Below are 26,407 nucleotides of genomic sequence, written 5' to 3' on the forward strand. Positions count from 1 at the left end.
AATATATAACCAAGCTGGAAAAATTTTCCTAGTCATGGCATTCATCACTGGAATGGTAGGATGTTCAAGTTTTTTGGAAGAAGAAGATCCCTCAAACTTAACACCGGAAAGTTTTTATACCATTCCTGACCATGCTGAAGCAGCATTGGCATCTGTCTATGCAGATACCCGATTTATTGGAGGTGGTTCAGGTATATTTTCCTCTACCTGGCAATTGCTCGAAGCTCCAACAGGAACTTCTACCACTGAGACCGCTCAAAATTCAGATTTGAACAATTTGTATGGGTTGATTTATGATGGAAGAACTCAGCACATCATCAATTGGTGGAATGGGATGTACAAAGTCATCGCACAAGCCAATTTGGTATTGGAAAAAGTACCTGGTATCACACCAATGGATGAGGCTCAAAAAGCCAAAATATTGGGAGAAGCTAGGTTCCTTAGAGCCTGGGCCTACTTCTATGCGGTGAGACTATGGGGAGATGTTCCTTTGATTACCGCTCCTCAAACTGCGAGTTCGGAAGATTTCAGGCCATCTCCGGCAAGTCAGGAAGAGGTGTATGCCTTAATTGTGGAAGATTTAAAAGCAGCGGAAGCAGCAGGTTTACCTTGGACAGATGTTAGTGGAAGAGCTACTTTGGCTGCCACTAAGTCTCTACTTTCCAAAGTGTATTTGACCATGGCAGGATTTCCTTTAAATAAAGGAGCTTCTCATTATCAATTGGCAGCAGAAAAGTCGAAAGAAGTAATTGACTATGCCAATGCGAGTCCAGGGATGATCAATTTATTTGCTACTTATCCTGAGCTACATGATGAAAACAACGACAATAGATTGGAGCATATTTTTATGCTACAATACAATGTGGTGGTTGCCGGAAACCCAATGAATAACATGTTTCCGAACTTTAAACCAGTCACTTTTGCGGGACCTTCAGGGACAGGTAGTACAGTGCCAACAGAAGAATTCTACAATTCTTATGAGCCAGGGGATATTCGAGCCAAAAATCAAAAAGGGTTTTTCTATACCACTTACTATGAAAATGGTAGCGGTGCAGAATTCGATTTGGGAGCACCTTATATTTTCAAGCATTTCAATCAGCAGGCTTTGGGAACCAAAGATCAACCTGGGAATCGTGCGAACAATCTAAATGTACCTTTGATTCGCTTTGCAGAAGTGTTATTGATCTATGCTGAAGCTCAAAATGAAGTGAGTGGACCCAATGCATTGGCTTTGGAGAGTCTCAAAAGGATAAGAGATAGAGCTGGTTTAACTACTCCTTCTTTGGGCGAATTCACTCCGGATTCGTTTAGGGATGCCGTACTTAGAGAGCGTTGGCATGAGCTCTGCTATGAGCAAATTACCTGGTTTGACATGTTGCGTTTGCGCAAAGTGTACAATGAAGCGACCAATGGGTTTGATAATTTTGAGGGGCACGTTAACCCAAGTTCTAATCAAGCCTTACAGGCGAAGCATTATTTGATGCCATATCCGCTACCAGAAATGCAAAACAATCCAAATCTTACTCCTCAAAACCCGGGCTATTAATAGCCTCATTTTTAAGTGGATAAGTGTAAATAAGAAAACTGGATTTAAAAAGTAAAACGGGCTCCATTTGGAGCCCGTTTTCAATAAAGGGGAAGGAGTGAAAGTTAGCTTTCACTTGTCTTTCACTTCAAAATATCGTTTTAAAGTATATTCTGGCTGCCATCTATCTGGCGTTCTCACCAAGGTATCAGGGTCATAACCCATTGGTTTGATGACATCTGCAGTAAGCTTGATCTTATCTTGGAAAGCTTCTTGCCATTGTTGCATCAATTGAAGCATCTCAGCTTTTTTATCTTGATACTCCGAAAGCTCCGCTAGGTTGTGGATTTCCAATGGATCATTTTCTAAATCAAAAAGTTGCGTATAATCTCTTTCAGGATATCTGATCAACTTATATTTTTTATTTCTTACCGCCCTTACAGTATGCTTATATGAAGTGTAAAGGGCATCTCTTACTCCATCTTGTTCGCCTTTGATGACTGGAACTAGGCTAATACCATCGATGTCTTGAGGATCAGGGATTCCTGCCAAGTCAGCCAAGGTAGGATATAAGTCATGGATGTAGGCAAAAGCATCCAACTCTTGATCTTGGGGGACTCCAGGGCCTTTGATGATCAAGGGAACTTTGGAACTATGCTCATAAAGACTCTGCTTTCCCAATAGCCCGTGGCTACCTGCTGCCAATCCATTGTCCGCAGCATAAACAATAATGGTATTATCGTACTGCCCCGTTTCTTTCAGTGCGTTTAAGATTTTGGCAATTTGCGTGTCTAAATGGGTTACCAAGGCATAGTAATCCGATAAAATCATTTGAATGACTTCCGGTTTTCTTGGCCATCCTGTTAAATTTTCATCCCGTACAGTCAACTGATCGAATTCGAATGGGTGATAAGGCATGTAGTTCCCTGGAAGTGGGAGTGTTCCGTCAGGATAAAAGTTGATGTAATTTGCCTCCGGGGAATAGGGGTCATGAGGTGCAGTAAAAGCTACATAGCAAAAGAACGGTTGATCCGTATTTCTCTTCCCATGATCTTTAATAAAGTCAACAGCAGCTTGAGCAAACTGCTCAGTCGAATAGCCTTTTTGAGTAGGTTCACCCAATTTACCATCTGCTCCATAATCTCTCAATGGAAGATCATAATGATCGGCCATCCCTCCCAAGTAAACGTTTTTGGCTTCTTGAAAACTCGCCTCAAACATCTCCTTTTCATTGTGCCATTTACCTGTTCCAAAGGTTCTATATCCGGCACTCGCAAAGCTCATAGTCATGGTATGTTCTCCACTCAACTGATCATGCACTTTGTATAAGTTTTTGCCACTGAAAAGCATGGCTCTACTTGACATGCAAATGGCACCGTGGACACCACCCATGACATAGGCGTTGGAAAATCGGCTTCCTTCTCTCCCTAGCTGATCAATAGTAGGGGTTTGGATATAAGGGTTCCCATTGATACCCAACGCATCTGCTCGTTGATCATCAGCAAAAATGAAAAGAACATTGGGTTTACGTTGTTGAGCAGTTCCGATGATGGGAAGAATCAACAAAAACAGGAATAAAAAAGGAAGGCTAGAAGTTTTGATTAAGCGCATTATTGAACTGTTTCTATCTTTTAGTGTACGTATTAAATTTGAAATTACTCAATTTTCGATGGTTAGTGGTATTTGAATATTGAAAGAGCTTCCATCGTTTTTAGATCCCAAAGGATCCACAGCAGCTGCACAATACAAGACCAATGGAATACCTTCTTCATTTAACAAGAGTTGTGGACGTTCTAATCTATCCAATGAAATGACTTTTCCATTCTCCAGTTTGACTTCTCTTTTCATGAATAATGGATTTTCATTGGGAGTCCATTGAATTCCATCTTTTGAGTGGAGGATTGCTAAGGATTTTTTCTCTCCATTAGTGAGTTGACCCGTGAAATCCTTGACGATTGCAAAGAATAGCTGATGCTTTTTGGAAAACCATACATAAGGATCTTCGCTACTGGTAAAGCTGCCATCAGGCATTTTGATATCAAAAATAACTTCGTCTCTGGCTTTAAAAGGACCCATTGGAGTAGGCCCAGTCGCCACCCCATGAACACCTTTCCATCCCGGCTCATAGATGTTGCCTTTGAAAAATAACAAGTACTCACCGGTGTTCGGGTTGAAGTCTACAGTAGGGTTTACTACAATGAGATTATCGGGCTTTGCAACCGTTCCAGCCGGGGAAGGGTTGACCACATGATCCGGCTTGACACGGGTTCTAGGACTCAATAGGGGTTCATTTGGGCGTTCGAATTTTCCTTTCAGAAGGTCTTCAAAGGAATCAAATTGAATCACTCCCATCTGTTGACTTTGTTGAACTCTATTTCTCTTGTCCACATCTGGAGCAGTTTCTTCTCCTGGATCATTTCCTCCTATATAGTAAAGATAGTAGCTTCCTTCAAACTCTTTCACATGCGGATTATGAACTCCCTGTGCATCCCAGGCATCTGGGTTTCCATCATATCTTGCTCCTTTTAAAACAACTCCTTTAAACTGAAAATTTTGATCAGGAGAGCTAGATACCGCATATCCAATTTTACTTTCCAAAAGCCAACTTGTAGAAAAGACATCTGTTTCCGGTCCACTTTCCCATAAAGCAAAAAGCATATGGTACTTCCCGTCTTTTCCTTTCACGACAGAGCCTCCCCATACAAAATAGTTCTCCAGTTTTAAAACGGAGGGACCATCTAAGAATTGACTGACCCCATTGTTTTCAAGTTTGGCATGGACAGGCTTCCCTTGTATACTTATCTGGGCATAACTGCAATTGAATGAAGCTAAGGCAAGGAAAGTTAAAAGGATAAACATTTTAGGGGACTGCATGAAGGTTATTGAATTTGGTAATTGATATTCAGGTCATTCTCTCGGACCTCTTTTAGTTTGTTTGCTAATTTGGATTGCATTTTTTTGACCACAGGAAGATATTCTGGTGAATTGGCCAGATTAGTAAATTGCTCAGGGTCTCTTTTCATATCGTACAACTCTATACCAGACCCTGCATCCTCATCGTATTGGATATATGCATAGTCTTCGGTACGAATCAAAAATGATTTCCCACCCTGAGTGACAGAAAACGCAAAGTCACGCACTTTTTTTCTTGGGTTTTGGAGTACTGGTTTCAGGTTTTTTCCCTGGATTGCTTTAGGATAGGAAAGACCCGCCAGATCTGCCAATGTTGGGTACAGGTCTAATAGCTCTACAAAGGAATCCGATTGGCCGGGTTTCATTCCCGGAACCTTGATCATCATCGGGACTAGAACAGATTCTTCATGAAGGCTAACCTTCATCCAAAATTCATGTTCGTCTAAATGAAACCCATGATCAGAGGTGAATACCACAATGGTATTGTCTTCCAAGCCTTCCTCTTTCAAGGTGTTCAATACTTTTGCAACTTGAGCATCCATATAAGATACCGAGGCATAATAAGCCGCAATGGCTTTTTGCTTTTGCACCTCATTCATTGCTGCATTGACGCTGGTGACATAATTTATACCTCGTTCCGGGATATCATCCCAGTCATTTTCTACCTGCCTAGGTAGCTTGATTCCCTCATAGGGAAAAGGAGTGAAATAATTGACTGGAGCTACAAAAGGAACGTGGGGCCGGACAAAACCAACTGCCAAAAAGAAAGGCTCTTCTTTGTGTTTTCTGATCAGTTCCGAAGCTTTTTCTGCCGTTTTACCATCCGAGTGGACCAAATCATCTCCATCGGCTTGCACAATGGTCATGACATTGCCACCTTTTCTTTCAATGCTTCCATCTGGGTTGTTTTGAACCAATTCCGCTTTTCCAGGAGCAGTCCATTCTGGACCCTGGGAATTGAATTTCTCAGTCCAGGAAGCAGGATCGTCTTTTCCATCTGAACCTATTTCAATATCCCCCGGTACCCCCATGTGGTAGATTTTGCTTACTCTAGCAGTGTAATAACCGTTTTGTTTGAATAATTCGGCCATAGAAGGTCTTTCTGGCCCTACATTTTCCCTCCCACTGACATAACCATAGGTTTGGGTGGCGTTGGGATAATATCCAAACATAAAAGAAGCTCTTGAGGGCCCGCATACGGGATATTGGGTGTAAGCTTTGGTGAAAACCATGCTTTCCTTTGCCAATTGATCAATGGCAGGCGTTTGTGCAATCGGGTTTCCATAAGCCCCCAAAGCAGTTGTAGTCAAATCATCTGAAATGATAAATAGTACGTTCGGTTTCTTTTTGGTCTGTGCTAATCCTAATTCTATAAATCCAATAGTGATTAAAATAAAAAAGGAGATGGACCTCCAAAAAAAGCGACTATTATTTTTTAGAAAGGATTTGCAAAAGAATGGCAAAGGAAGTGACATGTTCAACTAGTTCTTTTGAACCTGCTAAAATAGGCCAAATGAGAAGTCATCACTAATCAAAATCCCACTTTTTGGATAGCTGGTTGGCAATCAGGGGCTAATTCTTTTTTTAATCTATTGTTTCGAAATGAATCAATAATTTTTCATATTTAATTTCCCTAATAACCTTTGTAACTATGAATCTCAATCCGGCACTGCTCTTTGGAGTTTTTTTAACTATAATAATTTCATGTTCTCCTAAAGAGGATATACAATCCATTGATGTTCATTCCGTCACAGTAACTGGTGGGAAAATCTCCGGAAAATTGGTAGGTGCTGATTCCATCAAAACATTTATGGGGATTCCTTTTGCAGCACCTCCAGTGGGAGAGTTGAGATGGAAATCCCCGCAGCCAGTTATACCATGGGAAGGTATTCGGGAATGTGTAGATAATCCTCCTTCCTCGATTCAGAATCCACCGGTTCCATTTTTTGCATGGTCAGCGGAGTTTTTGATTCCACCTACACCTATTTCAGAAGATTGTCTGTATCTAAATGTTTGGACGGGAGCAGCATCTGCAGATGAAAATAGGCCGGTAATGGTTTGGGTACATGGCGGTGGGTTTTCGGGAGGATCTGGAACCGTTCCACTCTACGATGGTGAAGAGTTGGCAAAAAAAGGAATAGTCGTAGTGACCATCAATTATAGGTTAGGGGTATTAGGCTTTATGGCACATCCTGAGTTATCCAATGAGTCCGCAAGCGGAACCTCTGGTAATTATGGAATTCTTGATCAAATCGCAGCACTCCAATGGGTTCAACAAAATATCCATCAATTTGGAGGAGATCCTCAAAATGTCACAGTTGCAGGGCAATCTGCCGGTTCAATGAGCGTCAATGCTTTGGTAGGTTCTCCATTGGCCAAAGGACTATTTTCCAAAGCAATCGCCCAAAGTGGGGCCATGTTTAACTACGAAGGTGGAAGAGGGAGTTTGAACAAAGAAATTGCCGAAAAAACTGGGCAAGAATTCATGTCAAAAGTAGGGGCCAAGAATATAAAAGATCTACGAGAAATCCCTGCAGATAGCCTTTTGAAGGCCGGAGGGGCATTTTGGCCTTACAAAGATGATTATGTGATTCCAGTTGATTTTGATGAGACTTTTAAAAATGGTCAAGCTAATCCAATCCAACTATTGACTGGATGGAATGCTGATGATAATGTTTCTTTTGGAGGTTCTTTAAGCCCAGCACAATTTAAGGAACAGGCTCAAGAAAAATATGGTAACAATACGGAGGAATACCTCAGGCTATTTCCAGCTGAAAATGAAGTGGAGTTAAATGAGACCAGGAGTACGATTTCAGAGCTGATGTTTGGCTATCAAAATTCTACTTGGGCAAAAATCCAGTCTGAATTGGCGCCTGGCTCTTCTTATCTCTACTATTTTACACGGGTGCCTCCCGGGGAACCAAATTATGGAGCCTTCCATTCTGCAGAGTTTAGCTATGCTTTCCACACATTGAAGTATTGGGATAGACCTTTTGAATCTGTGGATGATAGGTTAGAGGATATCATGTCGGAGTATTGGGTAAATTTTGTAAAAACAGGGAACCCTAATGGAGGGGATTTGCCAGAATGGCCTGTATACTCCAATCGAAATCCTCAAGCGATGGAATTGGGAGTGAATATAGGGCCGATCAGTTTGCCACATTTGGAACAAATCAGGTTTATGCAATCCATTTATTTGAAGTGAAGGATTAAAGGGTTTTATTTTTATGGATTTCACCTATCTGTAAAAGGCCTTTTGAGACAGCATCTTTTAATTTAGATAAGGCCTTCTGATCTGATGAAGGAAGAAAGCAAATGGAATCAATGCAAAGAGAAGGGCTGGAGTGCTGTAGATAATGGCTAAAAAAGCTCCGAAAAAACTCCATATGGGGAGGAGTTGAAATCGAGAAGTTTGAAATTTCAATCGGCACATGGAGATCAATCCTAAATTCAACCCAATCCAATAAATAGCCCAAATTAAACATCTCCACAATCCCCATGTTTCCAAGCCTTGAAATAGCATTAATCCTATTTCTGGAAGAATAAAAATGCAGGTTGTACGAAGCTCATTTTTCAATTTGAATCCAAGAGAAAAAGGAAGGTTATTGAAAATACTTAATTTCCTATGGGTGAACTCAGATTTATCTAGCCATAATGGGAAGTGAATAAAACTGGTAATTAGCATGCCGAATAGTAGCCATCTTTCATCATAGCCTCCTTGATAATAAGTATAGAAAAATCCATTCAATACAAAAAGACTAAAAAGCTTACTTAAGAGTAATAGTAATGGTCTTTCTTCTTGAAGGTGAAAATAAAACCAAACAATAAAAGGGCGCTTCCTTTTAACTTTTTTACCACTCACCCCACTGACAATTTTAAATTTTTTAATTTCTATAAACCCCAAGTAGAGATGGACAAACCCTATTAAAAAGATAAAAGTTAGAAGTAGAATTGATCTCTCCCAAAATCTCAAAAAGATGCCTTGGTAGAGCACGATTAAGGCATAAAATAAAGGAAATAGATGGTTGGAAATCCAAACTGGAATTAGCCGTTTGCAATATTTTGGAAATGACAAAAACGCCAATTTGGAGAAAATCCAATAATTGGGTCTTTGGATAAGTTTACTATAAAAGCTGAATTGGAAGGCAGAAAATAGGATCCACAAACAAAGAAAAGAAGCAAACCAAGCGGTTCTTTCCAAGATCTTTTCGGCAATCATCAAGTGCTGCCTCATTTCCATAAATACCCCAAACACTAAGGTTGTCAGGATGAAAAACCCCATATTGGCCTTATAAAAAGGGATCGTAAAGGATTTTTGAAAAAGCTTATTCATGAGGATCAATCAAATGCCCATTTTCCATGCTGGTGGTAGAGGAATAATCAAATAACTCTTCAAAATCAGCCAAGTGGGAGGTGATCAGAAAGCTACATTCTTCTAATCTGTGGAGGATTAATTTTTGAAGGCTTTTCTGAGTATCCAAGTCAATAGTGGTAAAAGGCTCGTCCAATATGATCAGTTGGGGATTACCTAAAAAAGCCAGCATCAACCCGGTCTTTTTCAACATACCAGATGAGTAAGATGCAATAGGTTGGCTTGCATATTCCCCAATGCCAAGTATTTCTTTTAGTTCTGTTACTTGGTTGGGATTGAAGGGAGTGACAGTAGATGTGAATAAAATCAACTCGTCCAAACTTAGGAAATCGGGGAATTGAGGTTCGGCTTCCGAATAGTTGACCAGTTTTCGATAGGGGATAGGCTGCTTTTTTTGAGAAATGTTTTCCAGAACAATATCTCCTTGAAAAGAATGGATTCCAGCAATTGCTTTGAGCAGTGTGGATTTCCCTGAGCCATTCTTCCCCTTGATCAAATGAATTCCTTTGTCAAAGCAAAGAAAATCGATCTCCATATGAAAACCGGAATCATAAGTCTTTTGGAAATTTTCAATGATGAGCATGCTCAGGGTATAATGGTAGTGATAGCAATAAAATTAATTCAAATTCCCATTCGCGTATAGGTAAAAAAGGTTAAAAAAACAGGGAAGAATGGAACGGGGAGTTCCTGGTTGTTTTGACCAAGATCACTAAAATTTTTTAAAAAGGCATGATGATATCTTTAAGTTTTTTTTGAATGAAATACGATAGAATTGGTTCAAATGCTGATGATTTTATACTTTTAACTAGTTAGGAAAATTATATTCCCAATCAATCCAATAAACCTGAAAAAAATGAGCAAAACATCTTTGCCGATTTTATTACTGATTCTTCTTTTTGGGGCTGTAGGTTGCAGTCAATCCCAAGAAAAAGCAGAGCGGCCCAACATCGTTTTTATTATGTCAGATGATCATGCCTATCAAGCAATCTCTGCCTACAGTGATAAGCTCATAGAGACCCCCAATATTGACAGAATTGCTAAAATGGGGATGTTGTTTACCAATGCCTCAGTTACCAATTCCATATGCGCACCATCCCGTGCAACGATTTTAACAGGGAAGCATTCACATATCAACGGCAAGGTGGACAACCATTTTCCTTTTGATACCACGAACGTAACATTCCCTCAAATCTTTCAAAAGGAGGGATATCAAACTGCGATGTTTGGAAAATTGCACTTCGGGAATAATCCAAAAGGTTTTGACCAGTTCAAGATACTTCCTGGCCAAGGTAAATACTATAACCCTGACTTTATCACCAAGGACGAAGGAACAATCCAAGTAGAAGGTTACGTGACAGATATCATTACCGACATGACATTGAATTGGTTGGAAAATGAGAGAAAAAAAGATGATCCTTTCCTGCTATTTTATTTACATAAAGCTCCTCATAGAGAATGGTTACCAGCTGGAAGGCATGTAGCTGAATTTACCCAAAGAACCTTTCCAGAACCCCCTACCTTGTTTGATGATTACTCTGGGAGAGGTCGTGCCGCCCATGAGGCAGAAATGAATTTGCTGGAGGATATGCATTGGGCGGGGGATTCCAAAATCCCACCTGCTGTCATGGATCAACTGGGAATCGAACCCAATTCAGGATGGGATAAGGCTGCATTTGAAGGAGAAGTTGGAAGAATGAACCCTGAGCAAAGAGCAGTTTGGGATGAATCCTACAATAAGATGATTGAGAAGTTCAAGGAAGCTTATCCCAATATGACCGAAGAGGACAAAATGAAATGGAGGTACCAACGCTATATGCAGGATTATTTGGGAACCATTAAAGCCGTAGATGAAAACGTTGGTCGGGTATTAGATTATTTGGAAGCCAATGATTTAATGGATAATACAATTATCGTTTATACTTCTGATCAAGGTTTTTACCTGGGAGAGCATGGTTGGTTTGACAAGCGATTTATCTACGATGAATCTTTTAAAACACCTTTATTAGTGGCTTGGCCTGGAAAAGTAGCGCCAGATTCCAGATCAGATGAGATGGTGCAAAATCTTGATTTTGCACAAACCTTTTTAGCAGCAGCTGGCATCCAAGCGCCAAGCGATATGCAGGGTGAAAGTTTACTTCCGCTTTTGACTGGTGAAACGGATAAATGGACCCGTGATGCAGTGTATTACCATTATTATGAATACCCTTCCGTTCACATGGTGAAGCGTCATTATGCGATCGTGACGAAGGAATACAAGCTGGTTCACTATTATTTTGATGCGGATGAGTGGGAATTAATAGATCGAATCAATGATCCAATGGAGTTGAAAAATGTATACGGTGATCCCGCCTATGCCGAAATTCAGGCTGAGTTGCATGAGAAATTAGACGGACTGAGAGAAAAGTATGGGGATAACTCCGAAATCTCTCAGCAATATCTCAATGAATATTTAGACTATCTCCAGGAAAATAATTCCTACGCAGGCGGAAAGAATACCGAGTTGTTGGACAAGATCTTTAAGGATAGGAAGATTTCTACAGAAAAGCAGTAAGGAGTATCAATGAAAAGTCCGCAGTCCACCGTCGACTGGGGTCCTATCAAAAAAGCGTTAGATATAAACCATCAAAAGAAAACTATAACCATAGAAATTAGATAGTAAGAAGCCTATACCCAACCTATGAAATATACCCAGCCGATTTTCCTTTTCTTCATTGGAGTCACGCTTTTGACAGCCTGCCAGCAGAGTTCTGACGAGCAAAAACAAGAACGTCCCAATATCATATTTATCATGTCTGATGATCATGCTTACCAAGCTATTTCAGCCTATGATAATAAACTGATCGAGACGCCAAATATTGATCGTATCGCAGAAATGGGGATGCTGTTTACCCAAGCATCTGTTACAAACTCCATTTGTGCTCCTTCCAGAGCGACAATTTTAACGGGGAAACATTCCCATATGAATGGAAAAATCGATAACCATTTCCCTTTTGATACCACCAATGTTACATTTCCTCAATTATTACAAAAGGCTGGTTATCAAACAGCCATGTTTGGAAAATTGCACTTTGGGAACAACCCAAAAGGTTTTGACCAATTCAAAATCCTTCCGGGACAGGGGAGTTATTATAACCCGGAATTTATCACCAAGGAAGAAGGAAATATCAAAGTGGAAGGGTATGTGACGGATATCATTACCGACTTTACTTTGGATTGGATGGAAAATGAACGTAAAAAAGAGGATCCTTTTTTACTGATGTACTTGCATAAAGCCCCACACAGGGCATGGTATATGGCAGAGCGGCACTTAGAAGAGTTTACCAATAAGACCTTCCCAGAGCCTGCTACCTTATTCGATGATTATTCTGGAAGGACATCCCCGGCAGGAGAAGCAGAAATGAATATCCTAGAGCATATGGGATGGTCTGGAGACAATAAGCTATTTCCGGAGGTGCTGAAGAAAATGGGAATTGCTGATGTAGGTGGATATGATACCAGCCGGTTTATTGGGCAAATGAATCGATTTAACCCTTCGCAGGCAGAAAGCTTCAAGAAATATTACGAACCCATCAGTGAAGAATTTACTCAAGCTTATCCAAGTATGAGCGAGGAAGATAAAATGCGTTGGAAATACCAGCGATACATGCAAGATTATTTAGGTACAATCAAGGCGGTAGACGAAAATGTAGGAAGGCTTTTGGATTATCTGGAGGCAAATGATCTAATGGAAAACACGATCATCGTGTATACTTCCGACCAAGGGTTTTACCTAGGAGAACATGGGTGGTATGATAAACGATTCATTTATGACGAGTCATTCAAAACCCCTTTGTTGGTTGCTTGGCCAGGTAAAGTAAAAGCGGGTACCAAATCCGATGAATTGGTTCAGAATCTAGATTTTGCGCAGACCTTTTTGGATGTGGCAGGAGTGGAGGCTCCTGCAGATATGCAGGGTGAGAGTATGGTTCCAGTACTAACCGGTAATTTGGAGAATTGGGATCGGGATGCCGTGTATTACCATTACTATGAATATCCTGCTGAACATATGGTCAACAGACACTATGCGGTCATCACCAAGGATTATAAACTCATTCACTATTATTATGTCACGGATGAATGGGAATTGATTGATCGTAAAAAGGATCCTCAGGAACTTAAAAATGTATATGATGATCCTGCTTATGCGGAGATCCGTGCAGAGTTACACCAAAAATTGGATGAGCTTCGAGCCAAATACAAAGATAGTGAAGAGGTCAGCCAAGGGTATATTGATCAATATTTGGAAGATGCAGGAGAGGACAGAGTATATGGGATTGATAAAGTAACCATACAGGAAATTAAGGCAAGAAAAGAGAAAGCTTTGGAAAACAATTAAATTACTCCTTAAGTATTGGAAAAAGGGGCTGTTTCATAAGCCTATTTGAAGTCACATTTAGTATTCCGACAATTGAACAGGATCGAAATGTGACTTCACCCAACTTTATTTGGTGATTACTTTTCATTTAAATGGCTGATCACATTCCATTCTTAGTCCAATTATGCCCTCGACAATTCCTGAATGCCTTTAACCAATCTGTCTAATTCTTCGGTTTTTGTATAGATATGTGGGGTTACCCGCATGCCGTGAAATTTTCCTGTTTTATCTCCCTTTTGAGTGACATGGACCTGGTAGTTTTTCAGTAGTTTTTGGACTACTTCTCCATCAGGCATATTCTTTAAGGAGAAGGAACCCAAAGCACAGGCAAACTCAGGTTTCATGGAAGTTTTTATTTCAACATTTGGGATGTCATGGACTTTTGAGATCCAATAATCTTTCAAATATCTTAATCGGGCTTCTTTTCTTTCGATCCCAATGGCTTTATGAAAATCGATCGCCCTGGCAATGGAAAGTTCAGCCGGCAAATTTCTGGTCCCAAACGTGGCGAATTTGTTGATGTTGTCACTTTGTGGGTCCACATGGGTGAAAAGAGGCCAAAGGCCCTGAATTTCAGATTTCTTGACATACAACATACCAGTTCCAAAGGGTGCACAAAGCCATTTATGCAAACTGGTACCATAAAAATCACATCCTAATTCTGAAATCTTGAAATCAATATGGGCAAAGGAATGGGCTCCATCTACCAAGACTTTGATTGCCGGGTTGATGTCTTTTATAGCTGCCGTGATTTTCTTTACAGGCAAGATATTTCCATTGATATTATTGACATGGGTGATCATAACCACCTTTGTTCTGTCCGTGACAGCTTGGGTATAAGCATTCACAATTTCTTCATCATCCTCAACAGGCAAATCAAGTGAAAGCCATTTTAAAACGACTCCATACCGAGCCTCAGCTTCTTGCCAAGTATTCATCACAGAAGTGTAATCCTGTTCGGTAAGAATGATTTCATCCCCTTTGTTGTAATTCATTCCCCAGATCACCGTATTAAGCGCCTCTGTAGTATTGCGGTTTACGGCAATTTCTTCAGGACTACATCCCGCCAATGCAGCCAATTGTACTCGTACGGCATTGGAAGTGTCTCCTTCGCTCCACATATACATGGAAGGGATCGTATTGAATTCTCGGGTGTAATGTTCCAATACTTCCTGAACCACCTTCGGTTGAGGACTAACACTTCCATTATTGAGATTGGCAATGGTGGAAGAAACTGAATACTCATTTCGAACCCAGTCCCATAGAAAATCATCGTTATTGAACCGAGGAAGTTTTTTCCATAGGTTCAACTCTTTTTCTGTTGCATGAGAAAAATGGGGGAAGGTAAAGGCAGTGGAGGCTGCAGCCAAACATCCTTTCTTCAGAAAGTTTCTTCTGTTTGTCATTTAATTAGTGCGTAAGATTAGAAAAAATAGCGCTTTTTTGGTTTTTATCTAGAATTTGAATTTTGAAGCTAGGGTAGGCAGCTTGCTTATTCCGATTAGGAAATTATTTCATAAGCTCTTTTAAATGAATTAAACATGGAAGAAATGATTTGTTTCGGATCTCCTTCACTCAGGCTTTCGAACGACACATATCCTTGATAACCTTGGTTTTTGATAATTGAGGAAATTCTATTCATATCTACTGGAGTCCTTGTTCCATTTGGAAAAACATGCTCCTTAATAAACCAATAATTGGCAAAGGGAGCTAATGTTTCGATTTCCGCGTAAGGGTCTTTCGAGTGCAGACTTCCAATATCTAAAATCAACCCAAACCATTCAGAGTCCACTCTTTTCAGGATGTCAATTACTTCACTACTTTCAAATAAAAACTCATTGTGATTTTGTAGACCTACGATTACTCCTTTTTCCTCCCCGTAACCTGCGCAGGTTTTAAATTCCTCCACCAACCAATCTTTTACTTCATCCTTGGTAAAGCCTTCATAGGCTTGACTTCCTGTAAAGACTCTCATAATTGATGCTCCTAGGCTGGAAGATACTGTTAGCCATTTTCTTATTAATTCTCGATCAGCAGCTCTTCCTGTAGCATCAGGATTCACAAAGTTGTTTCTTACTCCTGTCCAAGAGATATTCAGTCCGAGTTCAAGAGCTTTCCTTTTTAGTTGAAATAGTTCAGTGTCCTCCGGGATTTCAGGATAGGAAGGGAAATAATAACCAGTTAAGTCTACCGCGTTTAGTCCGATAGCTGCAGCAAATTCCATCATGTCAAAGAATGACATTTCTCCACTTCTTAACTGGGAGTTGAAAGAAAAGGCATTGAGGCTGTACTGTACCCTGGTTTGGGGCAAAGGTTTTAAAGCCGAATGTGCAAAAGAACTTTGAATCCCAGCCAAAAGAGGTGTCAATGCCAGACTTCGAATAAAATTTCTCCTTTTCTTATCCATGCTTGAATAGATTTTTAAAAAAGAATCAAAACATCTTACTCCTGAAAATCATCTTTCCTAGTAGGTTGAATTTAAGTCACTTATTTTTAAGATAAGCCATACACTCTATTTCCACTCGAGCATTTAGAGCTAATCCGTTTGTTCCAAAAGCACTTCTTGCCGGTTTGTTATTAGGGAAGAATTTTAGGTATTCATTATTTAAAATAGGCCATTCACTCATGTCAGCCAGCATACAGGTGCATTTTATGACATGATCCATCGAAGAGCCATTTTCTTCTAATATATTTTTAATGTTCAACATGGTTTGTTGGGCTTCTGGAATGATTCCTCCTTCAACAAGTTTAAGACCTATGTTTCCGATTTGTCCTGACACATAAATAACTCCGCCATATATAACAGCTTGCGAAAATGGAAGATTGAGCGCTCTAAACTCTTCAGATGCAACATAGATTGCCTCCTCATTTGAGTTGCTTTCTTGGGCTAAAGCTATTGACATAGAAAAAATAGCTATCGTAAATAGTGTAATGATTTTCATAAATAGTTTTGTTAAAAAAAAGGACTAGTAAAGAAAATTCAATTCAAAAATAAGCTTGGAATTTTTTCTACCCTTGCTTATCTAAAGCCAAAACGGAATGCAAAAGCACATTTGCTCCATTCTCCATGTCTTCAGCTTTGGTGAATTCATTAGGTGAATGGCTGATTCCACCCACACTGGGAACGAAAATCATTCCTACAGGAGCAATAAGGGAAATTTGCTGGGTATCATGACCAGCTCCACTTTGCATGTGTTTGGTTTTCAAACCAAGGGCATTGGCAGATTCCTGGATTTTTAGCTGTACTGAAGCATCTGTCAAGGCAGGAAGATTGAAGCTGGGCTCTCTTCTAAAAGTAATAGTTGTCTTTGTTTCCTCTGCGATTCTCTGAGCTCGCACTTGGATTTCACCCAGCAGCATTTCGATTTTTTCAAATGATAAATCCCGAATCTCCAAACCCATCATTACCTTACCGGGAACAACATTGTAGGCGCCAGGTAAAGCTTCGATTTTGCCCACTGTGCCCACTTGTGTTCCTGGAACACTGTTGATGATTTCATTGACTGCAACAGTTAATTTAGAAGCCGCTAACAACGCATCCTTCCTTAGTTTCATGGGGGTGGTCCCTGCATGATTGGCAAATCCCTCTACAGTAATTTCACAATCCAAAATTCCTACAATTCCTTCTACTACCCCGATTTGTAGGTTTTCACTTTCCAGGATTCCTCCTTGTTCAATATGTAATTCCAACCAAGCATGAAGGTCCCCTTTTTTTCGCTCAGCACTTCCTATTTCCTCAGGATTTCCTCCTATCGCCCGGATTCCTTCTCCCATTACTAAACCACTTTGACTGACCTGTTGAAGTCCCTCTTGGGTCAGTTTGCCAACCATGGCTTTACTTCCGATCAGCCCGCCTTCCTCGTTGCCAAAAACGATGACCTCCAAAGGATGCTCAGTAATGATCTTGTTTTCATTCAGAATTTCAATCACTTCCAAAGCGCTTAATGATCCCAGCGTGCCGTCGTAATTTCCTCCATCAGGGACCATGTCTATATGTGAACCGAAACCGATAGGCTTTAAATTTGGGTTTTTTCCATTTCGACTTCCTATAATATTCCCTCCTGCATCGATTCGGGGATTCAGTCCTGCCTTTTCCATCAGTTCCATCAACCATTTTCTCCCTTCAATATCTCCTTGGGTATAAGCCACCCGATAACCATGTCCGTTTTCATCCTGGCCATACATTGCCAATGCCTGGATACGATCTTCAATTCGCTTTCTGTTTACTTTGGGAAGGCTTTGGGAAAATGCAACTGCATGGGAATCTAGCCATCCAAAAGCAGATAATCCCAATCCTGTCAGCGCGGTTTTTTTTATAAAGGATCTTCGACTCATAGTAGGGGAGGTGGTTCAAGAATAAGGTAAGAAATTTTGATTAGAAAGGGGGAAGAATTTTGAAGCTGAATCTTAGTTGATGGCAATTGTGGACTTCATTTCAAATTTGAAGTCGAGGCAAAACAGGAAGTAACTTAAGCGACACCGAGTGAAAAATGGGTTGGAGGGAAAAAATGCAAAGTCTTAAAAGCCAAGATTAATTCCGACGATTGAATTTCAGGTCTGTCACTTCCAGTTTTAACCAAGTCCAATCACCTTCATCCAGTCTCCATGTTGCAGTCATTTTAGAAGGTACTTTGATGCCTTCAAATACTTGATAATCTGAAATATCCATGATCCACTCTTTTCTTTCAGCTTCTTCATTATTATCCATATATCTCAAGGCAGAAAACCGTACTACATCTCCCTGATCGTTGAAATAAAAAGTGCCTGATCCGCTGGTGCCTTGAAATTCCATGGAAGCTTTCGCCGTATTCTCATCGATCATTTCCCAGGAAATAAAAGGACTTAATGCCAGAGAAGGAAACCACACCATTTCACCCAAATACCGCTGCAATGAGCCCTCGTCCAATTTCTCTCCCGATTCATTGACTATGTTGACAAGGGAGTTCAATTTAATGAGCATGCGGCCTTTCCCATTTTCAAATTTATCTCTACCCTGGAAGTTTAAAAAGGGATTCATTTCCACATCCACTGTCCAGATAAAAGCAGGTAGGTCCATCCGTGTATATTGTTTTGCGCTTGCCTGCATCCAATTTTTTTGATCGGGCTTCATACGCATTTCTGCTTTCTGCATCACTTCACCTACTTGGACTAGAGGTCTTCCAACAGCTCCTGAATTGTGAAGCCATTTTTTTACTGGAGTAGGTAATTCACTTAAGTCATTTTCTTGGAGGTTTTGATGCTCTTGGTCATGGATACCCCGTAAAAGATGCTGAGTCTCTTGATCAACCTTAGATTGAAAATGCCATTGTCCCCATGCAATAAGAGAGATCAATAAAATGAGTAAGTTAGGAAAGGTCCCAAACTTGGCGTCTTTCCAAAATATGATGATTAAGATTTGGGAAATCACAACTCCAAGGAGCCCAACTAACCAGGCATATTTTGAATGAATAAGATAAAGGATTCCATATGTAATAAGTAGGATTGCGGCAAGCAACCAAGTGATTCCCATGGATTTCGAAATAGGTAAGGTCAATTCCTTTACTTCCTTGATACCTAGTCCTTTCACAAACCCAAGCAAGTGAATAGCTCCGTGTAAAGCAACCAGGATAAAAAATGCAATTTTCATGGGTTTTTAGGGTTTGGTTTTGTCTTAATCCAAATCTTCACTAGTTCAGGGAATAAGAAATCTACCTATCTACTGCTTGGAATTAGCCATTTCTCTTCTTTAGAACATATTCCTTTATTCTGCCCATTGCTATCTCTAGATCTGAGTGATCAAAACTAGTGATTACCATTCTAAATAAACCTTTTTGCTGATGACCAAACCCATGGGTTGGAGTTAATAAGATCTTTGTTTGTTGATAAATGTCCAACCATAACTCTTCTTCCCCCAAATCAGATTTCTCGTTTAGAAATTCAGATAAGTCCATCCAAGTAAAAAGACTACCATAGGAAGGATTGAAAGGGATACTAAGATCCTTGAGCGTACGACTTACAATTAGGTAAGACTCGGTTAGGGCTTTTTGGAAAGAAGAAAAATACTGTTCAAGGAATTCCAAATCATTTAATACTTCTGCAAGCACCCATTGAGTGTAGTTAGAGATTGAATGACTCAATCCGATATTTCTATAGGCTTTGATCAAGTCTTCATTAAGAGAGTGAAGCAGGCCTACTCTAAACCCAGATATTCCAAAATCTTTTGAAAAGGAATACCAGAAATGAAGAAAAGGGCTATGATATTCAGCCATGATTTTACCAAAGGAAACAAATTGGATCGGGTTCGGATAATCATCCTTTATTTCAGGGTGCCGATGGTTGATGGGAGTGAGCCCATAAATTTCATTAACCACTAAATGGATTTGATGTGAAATGCACCAATCTGCAAGTTGACGTAATTGTTGCTCGCTGTAAATAGCTCCAGTAGGATTGTCAGGACTAGTTAAGATTAACATCCTGAATCTGCTACCGGCCGCTTCTATGTCACGTTTTGCTTGTTCTAATTGATCGGTATGAATAGGAATCCCATTATTGAGTTCCTCCATTTTTTGGTGCGTTTGTAGGTCATAGCGCTGTATGCTAGGAAACACACCAATATCCCCTGTGTACACGGGGTAACTTGGAGCAGGAATCACTGCAGTATCTCCCGGATCTCCTAGTAAAAATGCGGTCATTTCAATTACGGAGGTAGCTCCTACCGAGAAAGCCAATGATTCAGGGTTGACCTTCTCTTTAATTAAAAATTTGGATAAAAAATTGGCGGTAGCCTCTTTAAATTTCGGAATACCAGATGGATCCCCATAGCTAGCAACCCAATTGGGAATGTTTTTTTCTCTTGTTACTTTTTGGATTCTATTTTTCAGCATTTCCCAACAAAGGTGATTCTCTGCCACGTTCATTGGAAATGCTCCTTCTGGATTCTCTTGAGCGTGAAATCGGTTTTTCATGGCTTCAAAATAAAGGTCCATGTCAACCCTTGCGGGTTTTTGGGCCGCCGCAGTGCCTTTTTTAGAAAGAAAAGCTGAATTCATTACTTATTAAGATTGTAAAACAAAAACTAATCATAGCTTCATTGAAATCCAATAATATGTAGTAGTAATCTAAAACTTGGTAATTGTTAAAAAATTTGGGAATAAGGATAGTACAGAATAGTTGTATTGTTTCATTTTGTTACATTAATGATTGTTTCTACAACTATGTAAACTTCAAACCCAAAATTTCCATGAAGAAACTAATCTATATCCTATTTTTTGTGGGATTGACCAATCATGCTTTTTCACAATCATCCATTCAACAATCTAGTTTTCTTCAGCCTCCCCAAGAAGCAAAACCTAGGGTTTGGTGGCATTGGATGAATGGAAATATTACAAAAGAGGGGATAAGGAAAGATTTGGATTGGATGGAGAAAACGGGGATTGGAGGCTTTCAGAATTTTGATGCCAACTTATTTACTCCAGTAGTTGTGGAGGAGAAGTTAGTCTTTATGACTCCTGCCTGGAAGGAGGCATTCCAGTATGCCACTGATTTAGCAGGAGATAAAGAGCTGGAAATGGCCATTGCGGGTTCCCCTGGTTGGTCGGTCACAGGAGGGCCATGGGTTACACCGGAAGATGCCATGAAAAAATATGTCTGGACAGAAACCTTGGTAAAAGGAGGTGAATCCATTCAGATTTTATTGCCTCAACCTTCTGCTCAGACAGGGAAATACCAGGATGCACACGTGGAAGGCGGAGGGATTTCTGGAGGTTTTATAGGTGAGGAACCCAAGTTTTACAAAGATGCTTTGGTCGTGGCATTTCCAGTTCCAGAAAATGAGAAATCAATTCAGGAGTTAGACCCTAAAATCACCAGAAGTGGGGGCGACTTTGACCCAAACTTGCTTTTGGATGGTCAAATTGACGAGGGTGGATTTTTGCCTCCCATGGAAGTTGGAGAGGATATGTGGATTCAATATGCATTCGACCAGTCTCAAACTTTCAAAGCAATGAGTGTTTCTGGAGCAATGAATGGTGCTTTAGCAGAATTCAATGGAGGTCCGGAGAACCGTAGTCTCAAAGTCAGTGAAGATGGCGTGAATTTCAGGACCATCGCCAAAGTTTCAGGAAGTACCGTTCCTTTCAATACCGTTTCATTTGCTCCCGTTACTGCTAAATATTGGAGAATCTGTTTCGAAACTTTACCCGGTGAAGTCAACTTATTTGCTGCGATGGCAGGTGGACCCATGGAAGAGCCCAAACCTGCTGGGGTTCAAGTAGCAGAATTTCAATTGTACACTACATCCAGAATTGATCAGGTGGAGGATAAGGCTGGGTTTTCTCCTTGGACTGAAGATTATGCGCTGGCAGAAATGGAAGTCAACTTATCAAGTGATGAAGTACTGCCAAAGAACCAAATCATTGATCTTACTTCTCAAATGAAGCCAGATGGTTCCTTCAGCTGGAATGCACCTGCTGGGAAATGGAAAATTATCCGCTTCGGATACTCGCTTACAGGCCGCCAAAATCATCCTGCATCTCCTGAAGCTACCGGTTTAGAAGTGGATAAGTTAGACAAGGAAGCAGTACGAAGGTATATCAACCATTATTTGGATTTATACGAAGATGCAACGGGTGGGAAGTTAGGCCCTGAAGGATTGGAATACATGATTTTGGATAGTTATGAAGCAGGGCATATGACTTGGACAGCAGACTTTCCTATTGAATTTGAGAAGAGAAGAGGATATAGCATGGTGCCTTATGTTCCTGTACTGACAGGGATGTTAGTAAACAGTAGAGAAGATAGCGAGAAATTTCTCTGGGATTTTAGAAAAACCATCGGGGAAATGATATCTGATAATCACTACGATGTGATTGGGGAAGAGCTTCATAAAAGAGGGATGCGCCGCTATACGGAATCCCATGAAAATAAGAGGATTTATTTGGCTGATGGAATGGATGTAAAGCGTCATGCGGATATTCCTATGTCAGCCATGTGGACGCCGGGAAGTTTGGCAGGTGGGTCAGATGAAGAAGTAAGAAGTGAGGCCGACATACGAGAATCCGCCTCCGTGGCAAATATTTATGGAAAACCTTTTGTCGCAGCCGAATCCATGACTTCAGTAGGAAGGCCATTTCAGGAATATCCTGAACGTTTGAAAAGGACGGCTGATCTGGAATTGGCCTCAGGCCTCAACCGTTTTGTAATTCATACTTCCGTTCACCAGCCTTTGGATGATAAAAAGCCTGGATTTTCCTTGGGGCCATTTGGTCAGTACTTTACCAGACAAGAGACTTGGGCAGACATGGCCAAACCTTGGATTGATTATTTGGGCAGGAGTTCCTATATGCTTCAACAAGGGAGGAATGTAGCAGATATCCTTTATTACTATGGTGAGAACACCAATATTACCTGGCTGGCTAGAGAAGAGCTCCCCACTATTCCAAGTGGGTACGAATTTGACTTTGTGAATTCTACTGTTTTGAAAGAGGCAATTACTGCTGATGGAGGAAGGCTGAAAGCCAAAAGTGGGAACACCTATGAAGTGTTGATGCTGGATGAAAGTGCGAAATTAATGACCTTGTCTGTATTGGAAAAGCTAAAATCTTTAGCTGATGCAGGAGTGAAAATCATCGGAAAAAAGCCTGTTAAGTCCCCAAGTTTGTCGGATAATGAAGAGGTCTTCAAACAGCTAGCCAATGAAATATGGGAGCTGGAAAATGTAGGAGAGAATTTACAACTACCCGTCCAGCCTGATGTAAGCGTAAGCGGAACAGACCATGAAATTCTTTTCCGACATCGAAAATCAGCTACCGCAGATATTTATTGGTTTAATAACAGGAATGTAAATCCAACCCAAGCTTTGGTTAGCGTCAGAACCTCAGGAAAACTTCCCTTAAAATGGAACCCGATCACAGGGGAAACAGAAGGGGTATCCTATGAGGTAATAGATGGAAGGACTGAAATTCCATTGGATTTTGAGTCTTGGGGTGCTTTTTTCATCGTTTTTGAAGGAGATTTGACCGTCAATTCAGTCACTTTTGCAGAGAAAAGTGAAACGGAGGTTCAAAAAGTAACTGGACCCTGGAAAGTGGATTTTGGAGGACTAGTTAAAGATTTTTCAACCTTGACTTCTTGGTCAACCAATGAAGATCAAGAAATCAAATACTATTCTGGAACTGCTAATTATACGAACATTTTTAATCTTCCAGAAAAAGAGAATGAGGCAAAATATGAGTTGGATTTGGGATCTGTGAAGTATCTCGCAGAAGTAATCCTAAATGGAAAGAATCTGGGGATTGTTTGGAAAACCCCATTCAAACTGGACATCACCAAAGCTTTGAAGCAAGGAGAAAATCAATTAGAAATTAGGGTAGTCAATACCTGGGTCAATAGACTCATTGGCGATGCGCAAACGGAAGCCAATACATCTACTTTTACCACCATGCCATTTTACCAGGCAAATTCCCCATTAATGGAATCAGGATTGTTGGGGCCGGTTAAGATCATGAAAGTGGATTAGTGATGGCAATTTGAACTTAAAAATCCCTGGAGGAATCCAGGGATTTTTAATCTAAGGTTATATGTGATTCACATTTTACAAGAGTCTGAATTTGATTCCTCCATTGATAACAAATCCATCCACAGGGGCGTAAATATCCCTGAATTCTGGATTGGAAATACTGCCTGTATAAATGGTGTCAAACCGGGTTTGGCGGGTATCCAGAAAATTTTCAAAATTCAGGAATATGGAAAAAGATTCTCCAAATTTCTTCTCACTCATCAATCCCACAATCCAATAGGATTTTCCTTCCTCCCCATCATTCAGTTGCTGAGGACTGAAATAATATGCTTCCAGACCGATCCAAAAATTCTCATGCTTTTCATACATCAACACATTGTTGATGCGGTGTTTTGCCACCAAGGGGTAAGTTGATTTTATATCATTGTATTGTTGATGAACATCGGCAAAGGTATATCCTACAAATAGTTTAAAATCCTTGTAATTCCATTTCATGTTAAGTTCTAGGCCTTTGGTCTCCAAGTTTCCTGTGGGCTGTTGAAATTCATAATTATTCCCTGTTGGAGTAAGTAAAAGTGGGTTTTGAATGCTGGTATAAAATAAAAGGGTATTGGCTACCAAAGATAGTTCCTCTCCAAATGCGACTTTATAATTGAGGTCCAGGTTGGCTCCAGATGATTTTTCTGCCTCAAAAAGATCCGGATTTATGGGGGAAATATATTGGAAATGAATCCGCTCGGCATCTTCTGTAAATACGGTTGGGGATTTATATCCCAACCCGCCACCAAGTCGAAATGTGAGTGCATCGGTAGGTTTGTACATGGCTGAGAACTTCGGCAGGGGAAATACTCCATACTCTTTCTGATAATCCAGCCTGAATCCTGTTTCAAAAGTCCATTGCTCGGATGCATTCCATAGGTTTTGGACAAAAGCCCCATAGGTATTCAGATTGTAATCAAGGGGAGTGTCCTCATTTCCTTCTTGTTGGACGAATTGATCCGTCCATAAATTCAGTCCTCCTATCCATTCTGATTGGTTTCCTTTGGTGCTGATATTTACTTCAGAGAAAGAAGAATATTGCTTCCCCGAAAACAGGAAATCAGGGATTTCTATGCTTCTGTCATAATAGCTGTAACTGTTTTTTACTTGAAATTGAGTTGCTTCATTTAGTTGAAGATCATAGTTCAGGCTAGTGGAAACACGATCCGTGGTATTCTTTTCAAAATAAGGGTTTGACACTTCCGCTCCTTTAATAAAATCTAAATTTCCTCCCAATCTATCTTCCTTCATTAAGTTCAATCCCAGGGTTAAGCTTGAATTGGGATGGATGTCCCAGAAAAGTTTTGGGTTGATGGTCCATCGGTCGAATTTTGGGATGGCAGTCAATCCGATATCTGCAGGATCATAAGCAGTTCCTTTGTTGTAGGAGGTGAAAATGGTAGTGCCTATTTTTCCTTTTTTTGCCGCATAAAAGGCACTTGCATCTAATCCCAATGCGGAGGTGGCATTAAGCATTATGGACAATTCGGGTTCTTCCTGAGGGCTTTTGGAAATCAAATTGACCAATCCAGCGATGGCTCCTCCTCCATATAGGGTAGAGGAGGCTCCTTTGATCACTTCCACTTGAGCTAAGTCCAATGGTGCAATTTGCATCAGGCTCAACCCGGAAGAATACCCTGCATATATGGGAAGTCCATCTCTCAATAGTTGGGTGTATTTTCCATCCAAACCTTGTATTCTAATGCTGGAGTTGTAACTCGTAGCGGAGGTCTGCTGAGTTTGAATCCCCGTACTTTCATTGAGAAGCATCCGGATATCTCCAGGTTTCATGTTTCCTTTTTCTGAGAGTTCTTCTCCTGCAATGATTTCTACCCTTGTCGGAACATCCTCTATGACTCTGGAACTTCGATTGGATTGAACGAGCAGTTCTTCCATCTCTTCCTCAGAATGATCAAGAGAAAATTCTTCTGGCATCTCTGAAAGGCCCACAGGAAAAGCCCGTTTGATTCGCAGGGTTTCATACCCCAGGTACCGAATTTCCAAGGTAAAGGTGCCATCTGGAACTTGTTCAAGAAGTACCAAACCATTTTCATCAGAAACAGCTCCGAGAGGTATTTCTTTTATCAATATAGTAGCTCCTACCAAAGGAGCTCCCGAGTCTTTATCACTGATTTTAGCTTGGTAGTCGGTTTGGGAATAGGCAAGGTGACAGATACCTAGGGAAATGCCTACTAATAAATATTTTAGCATGATTGATTGATCGTATGGAAACTAGACGAGAGGTGCTCGGTTTGAGCGAGGCGAGTTAGGAGATTGGATCGCCCGGTGGCTTTTCGATTCTCATGCTATGTTGCTCCGAAATAGGTGCTTTCCAAAAAAGGATCGGTTGGGATTTGATTTCTTCGGAAATGTGAAGAATTGGGAAGGAGAATTTTTCTGTGGAAAATCCAGTACAGGTTCCACAGGAATAGAATGGGGAACAAGGCAGATGATCCTCGCAGTCTTCCTCTGAGCCAACGTCTGATGCTAGGTTGACCTCGGTAGTATCACAGCTTTTTTCCATGCTGCAACAAGGCATACCTGTCAGCCAAAAAGAGAGCAGCGCCATTAAAACCGATAAAATCTTCATCCTTCAAATGTAAAAAATTGATCACTAGATAAAAGAATCAAGTCGCAAATAAAAAAGCC

18 protein-coding genes are annotated in these 26,407 nt (G+C 40.5%); 5 read left to right on the forward strand and 13 right to left on the reverse strand.

What is annotated here, in order from left to right:
* Positions 1 to 34: 34 nt before the first annotated feature.
* Positions 35 to 1,546, forward strand: a complete 1,512-nt coding sequence (locus BUR11_RS01260; protein WP_234982153.1) for a RagB/SusD family nutrient uptake outer membrane protein — start codon at positions 35 to 37, stop codon at positions 1,544 to 1,546.
* 111 nt (positions 1,547 to 1,657) lie between these two features.
* On the opposite strand, the gene BUR11_RS01265 is transcribed toward BUR11_RS01260, so the two are convergent.
* The 3 genes from BUR11_RS01265 to BUR11_RS01275 are packed head-to-tail and all read right to left on the reverse strand — an operon-like array spanning position 1,658 to position 5,913.
* Complete coding sequence (locus BUR11_RS01265) at positions 1,658 to 3,136, reverse strand: sulfatase-like hydrolase/transferase (protein WP_074223033.1); 1,479 nt, start codon at positions 3,134 to 3,136, stop codon at positions 1,658 to 1,660.
* 48 nt (positions 3,137 to 3,184) lie between these two features.
* Positions 3,185 to 4,399 carry a glycoside hydrolase family protein gene (locus BUR11_RS01270; RefSeq protein ID WP_074223034.1) on the reverse strand — a complete coding sequence of 405 codons (1,215 nt, stop codon included), beginning with the start codon at positions 4,397 to 4,399 and terminating at the stop codon, positions 3,185 to 3,187.
* Positions 4,400 to 4,404: 5 nt separating this feature from the next.
* Positions 4,405 to 5,913: a sulfatase gene (locus BUR11_RS01275; protein WP_084560831.1), complete on the reverse strand. Its 1,509-nt coding sequence runs from the start codon at positions 5,911 to 5,913 to the stop codon at positions 4,405 to 4,407.
* Positions 5,914 to 6,089: 176 nt separating this feature from the next.
* Between BUR11_RS01275 and BUR11_RS01280 the strand changes: the two genes are divergently transcribed.
* Positions 6,090 to 7,643 (forward strand): carboxylesterase/lipase family protein, encoded by a 1,554-nt coding sequence (locus tag BUR11_RS01280; protein WP_074223035.1) that lies wholly within the window; start codon positions 6,090 to 6,092, stop codon positions 7,641 to 7,643.
* Between the two features lie 66 nt (positions 7,644 to 7,709).
* Here the strand turns inward: BUR11_RS01280 and BUR11_RS01285 are convergent, their stop codons facing one another.
* Together BUR11_RS01285 and BUR11_RS01290 are read right to left on the reverse strand one after the other, a co-directional pair.
* Complete coding sequence (locus BUR11_RS01285) at positions 7,710 to 8,771, reverse strand: hypothetical protein (protein WP_074223036.1); 1,062 nt, start codon at positions 8,769 to 8,771, stop codon at positions 7,710 to 7,712.
* Positions 8,764 to 9,393: an ABC transporter ATP-binding protein gene (locus BUR11_RS01290; protein ID WP_074223037.1), complete on the reverse strand. Its 630-nt coding sequence runs from the start codon at positions 9,391 to 9,393 to the stop codon at positions 8,764 to 8,766. The genes BUR11_RS01285 and BUR11_RS01290 overlap by 8 nt, the downstream gene beginning before the upstream one ends.
* 270 nt (positions 9,394 to 9,663) lie before the next feature.
* On the opposite strand from BUR11_RS01290, the gene BUR11_RS01295 reads away from it, so the two are divergent.
* Together BUR11_RS01295 and BUR11_RS01300 are read left to right on the forward strand one after the other, a co-directional pair.
* On the forward strand, positions 9,664 to 11,361 hold the full coding sequence (locus BUR11_RS01295; protein WP_074223038.1) for a sulfatase family protein: 1,698 nt from the start codon (positions 9,664 to 9,666) through the stop codon (positions 11,359 to 11,361).
* 126 nt (positions 11,362 to 11,487) lie between these two features.
* Positions 11,488 to 13,185 (forward strand): sulfatase family protein, encoded by a 1,698-nt coding sequence (locus BUR11_RS01300; protein ID WP_074223039.1) that lies wholly within the window; start codon positions 11,488 to 11,490, stop codon positions 13,183 to 13,185.
* Positions 13,186 to 13,346: 161 nt separating this feature from the next.
* Here BUR11_RS01300 and BUR11_RS01305 read toward each other — a convergent pair whose 3' ends face one another.
* From BUR11_RS01305 to BUR11_RS01330, 6 genes are all read right to left on the reverse strand, one after another.
* Entirely contained in the window at positions 13,347 to 14,630 is a 1,284-nt protein-coding gene (locus BUR11_RS01305; protein ID WP_074223040.1) for an aminotransferase class V-fold PLP-dependent enzyme, read from the reverse strand.
* A gap of 95 nt (positions 14,631 to 14,725) precedes the next feature.
* Entirely contained in the window at positions 14,726 to 15,631 is a 906-nt protein-coding gene (locus BUR11_RS01310; RefSeq protein WP_074223041.1) for a sugar phosphate isomerase/epimerase family protein, read from the reverse strand.
* 76 nt (positions 15,632 to 15,707) lie between these two features.
* Positions 15,708 to 16,166 carry a RidA family protein gene (locus BUR11_RS01315; RefSeq protein ID WP_200800376.1) on the reverse strand — a complete coding sequence of 153 codons (459 nt, stop codon included), beginning with the start codon at positions 16,164 to 16,166 and terminating at the stop codon, positions 15,708 to 15,710.
* A 67-nt stretch (positions 16,167 to 16,233) separates the two neighbouring features.
* The gene (locus tag BUR11_RS01320) at positions 16,234 to 17,559 is read right to left on the reverse strand and encodes a Zn-dependent hydrolase (RefSeq protein ID WP_143185789.1); all 1,326 of its coding nucleotides are present in this window, start codon (positions 17,557 to 17,559) and stop codon (positions 16,234 to 16,236) included.
* A gap of 196 nt (positions 17,560 to 17,755) precedes the next feature.
* A complete protein-coding gene (locus tag BUR11_RS01325; RefSeq protein WP_074223042.1) occupies positions 17,756 to 18,850 on the reverse strand; it encodes a DUF6544 family protein in 1,095 nt (364 codons plus the stop codon).
* Positions 18,851 to 18,932: 82 nt separating this feature from the next.
* A complete protein-coding gene (locus BUR11_RS01330) occupies positions 18,933 to 20,252 on the reverse strand; it encodes an aminotransferase class I/II-fold pyridoxal phosphate-dependent enzyme (protein WP_074223043.1) in 1,320 nt (439 codons plus the stop codon).
* 191 nt (positions 20,253 to 20,443) lie between these two features.
* Between BUR11_RS01330 and BUR11_RS01335 the strand changes: the two genes are divergently transcribed.
* Positions 20,444 to 23,719 (forward strand): glycosyl hydrolase, encoded by a 3,276-nt coding sequence (locus BUR11_RS01335; protein ID WP_074223044.1) that lies wholly within the window; start codon positions 20,444 to 20,446, stop codon positions 23,717 to 23,719.
* A 75-nt stretch (positions 23,720 to 23,794) separates the two neighbouring features.
* On the opposite strand, the gene BUR11_RS01340 is transcribed toward BUR11_RS01335, so the two are convergent.
* Together BUR11_RS01340 and BUR11_RS01345 are read right to left on the reverse strand one after the other, a co-directional pair.
* Positions 23,795 to 25,969, reverse strand: coding sequence for a TonB-dependent receptor (locus BUR11_RS01340; RefSeq protein ID WP_074223045.1), 2,175 nt, complete (start codon positions 25,967 to 25,969; stop codon positions 23,795 to 23,797).
* Positions 25,970 to 26,024: 55 nt separating this feature from the next.
* Positions 26,025 to 26,348 (reverse strand): hypothetical protein, encoded by a 324-nt coding sequence (locus tag BUR11_RS01345; RefSeq protein ID WP_143185790.1) that lies wholly within the window; start codon positions 26,346 to 26,348, stop codon positions 26,025 to 26,027.
* Positions 26,349 to 26,407: the final 59 nt, after the last annotated feature.

This window comes from Algoriphagus halophilus (genome assembly GCF_900129785.1).
Taxonomy (GTDB): Bacteria; Bacteroidota; Bacteroidia; order Cytophagales; family Cyclobacteriaceae; genus Algoriphagus; species Algoriphagus halophilus.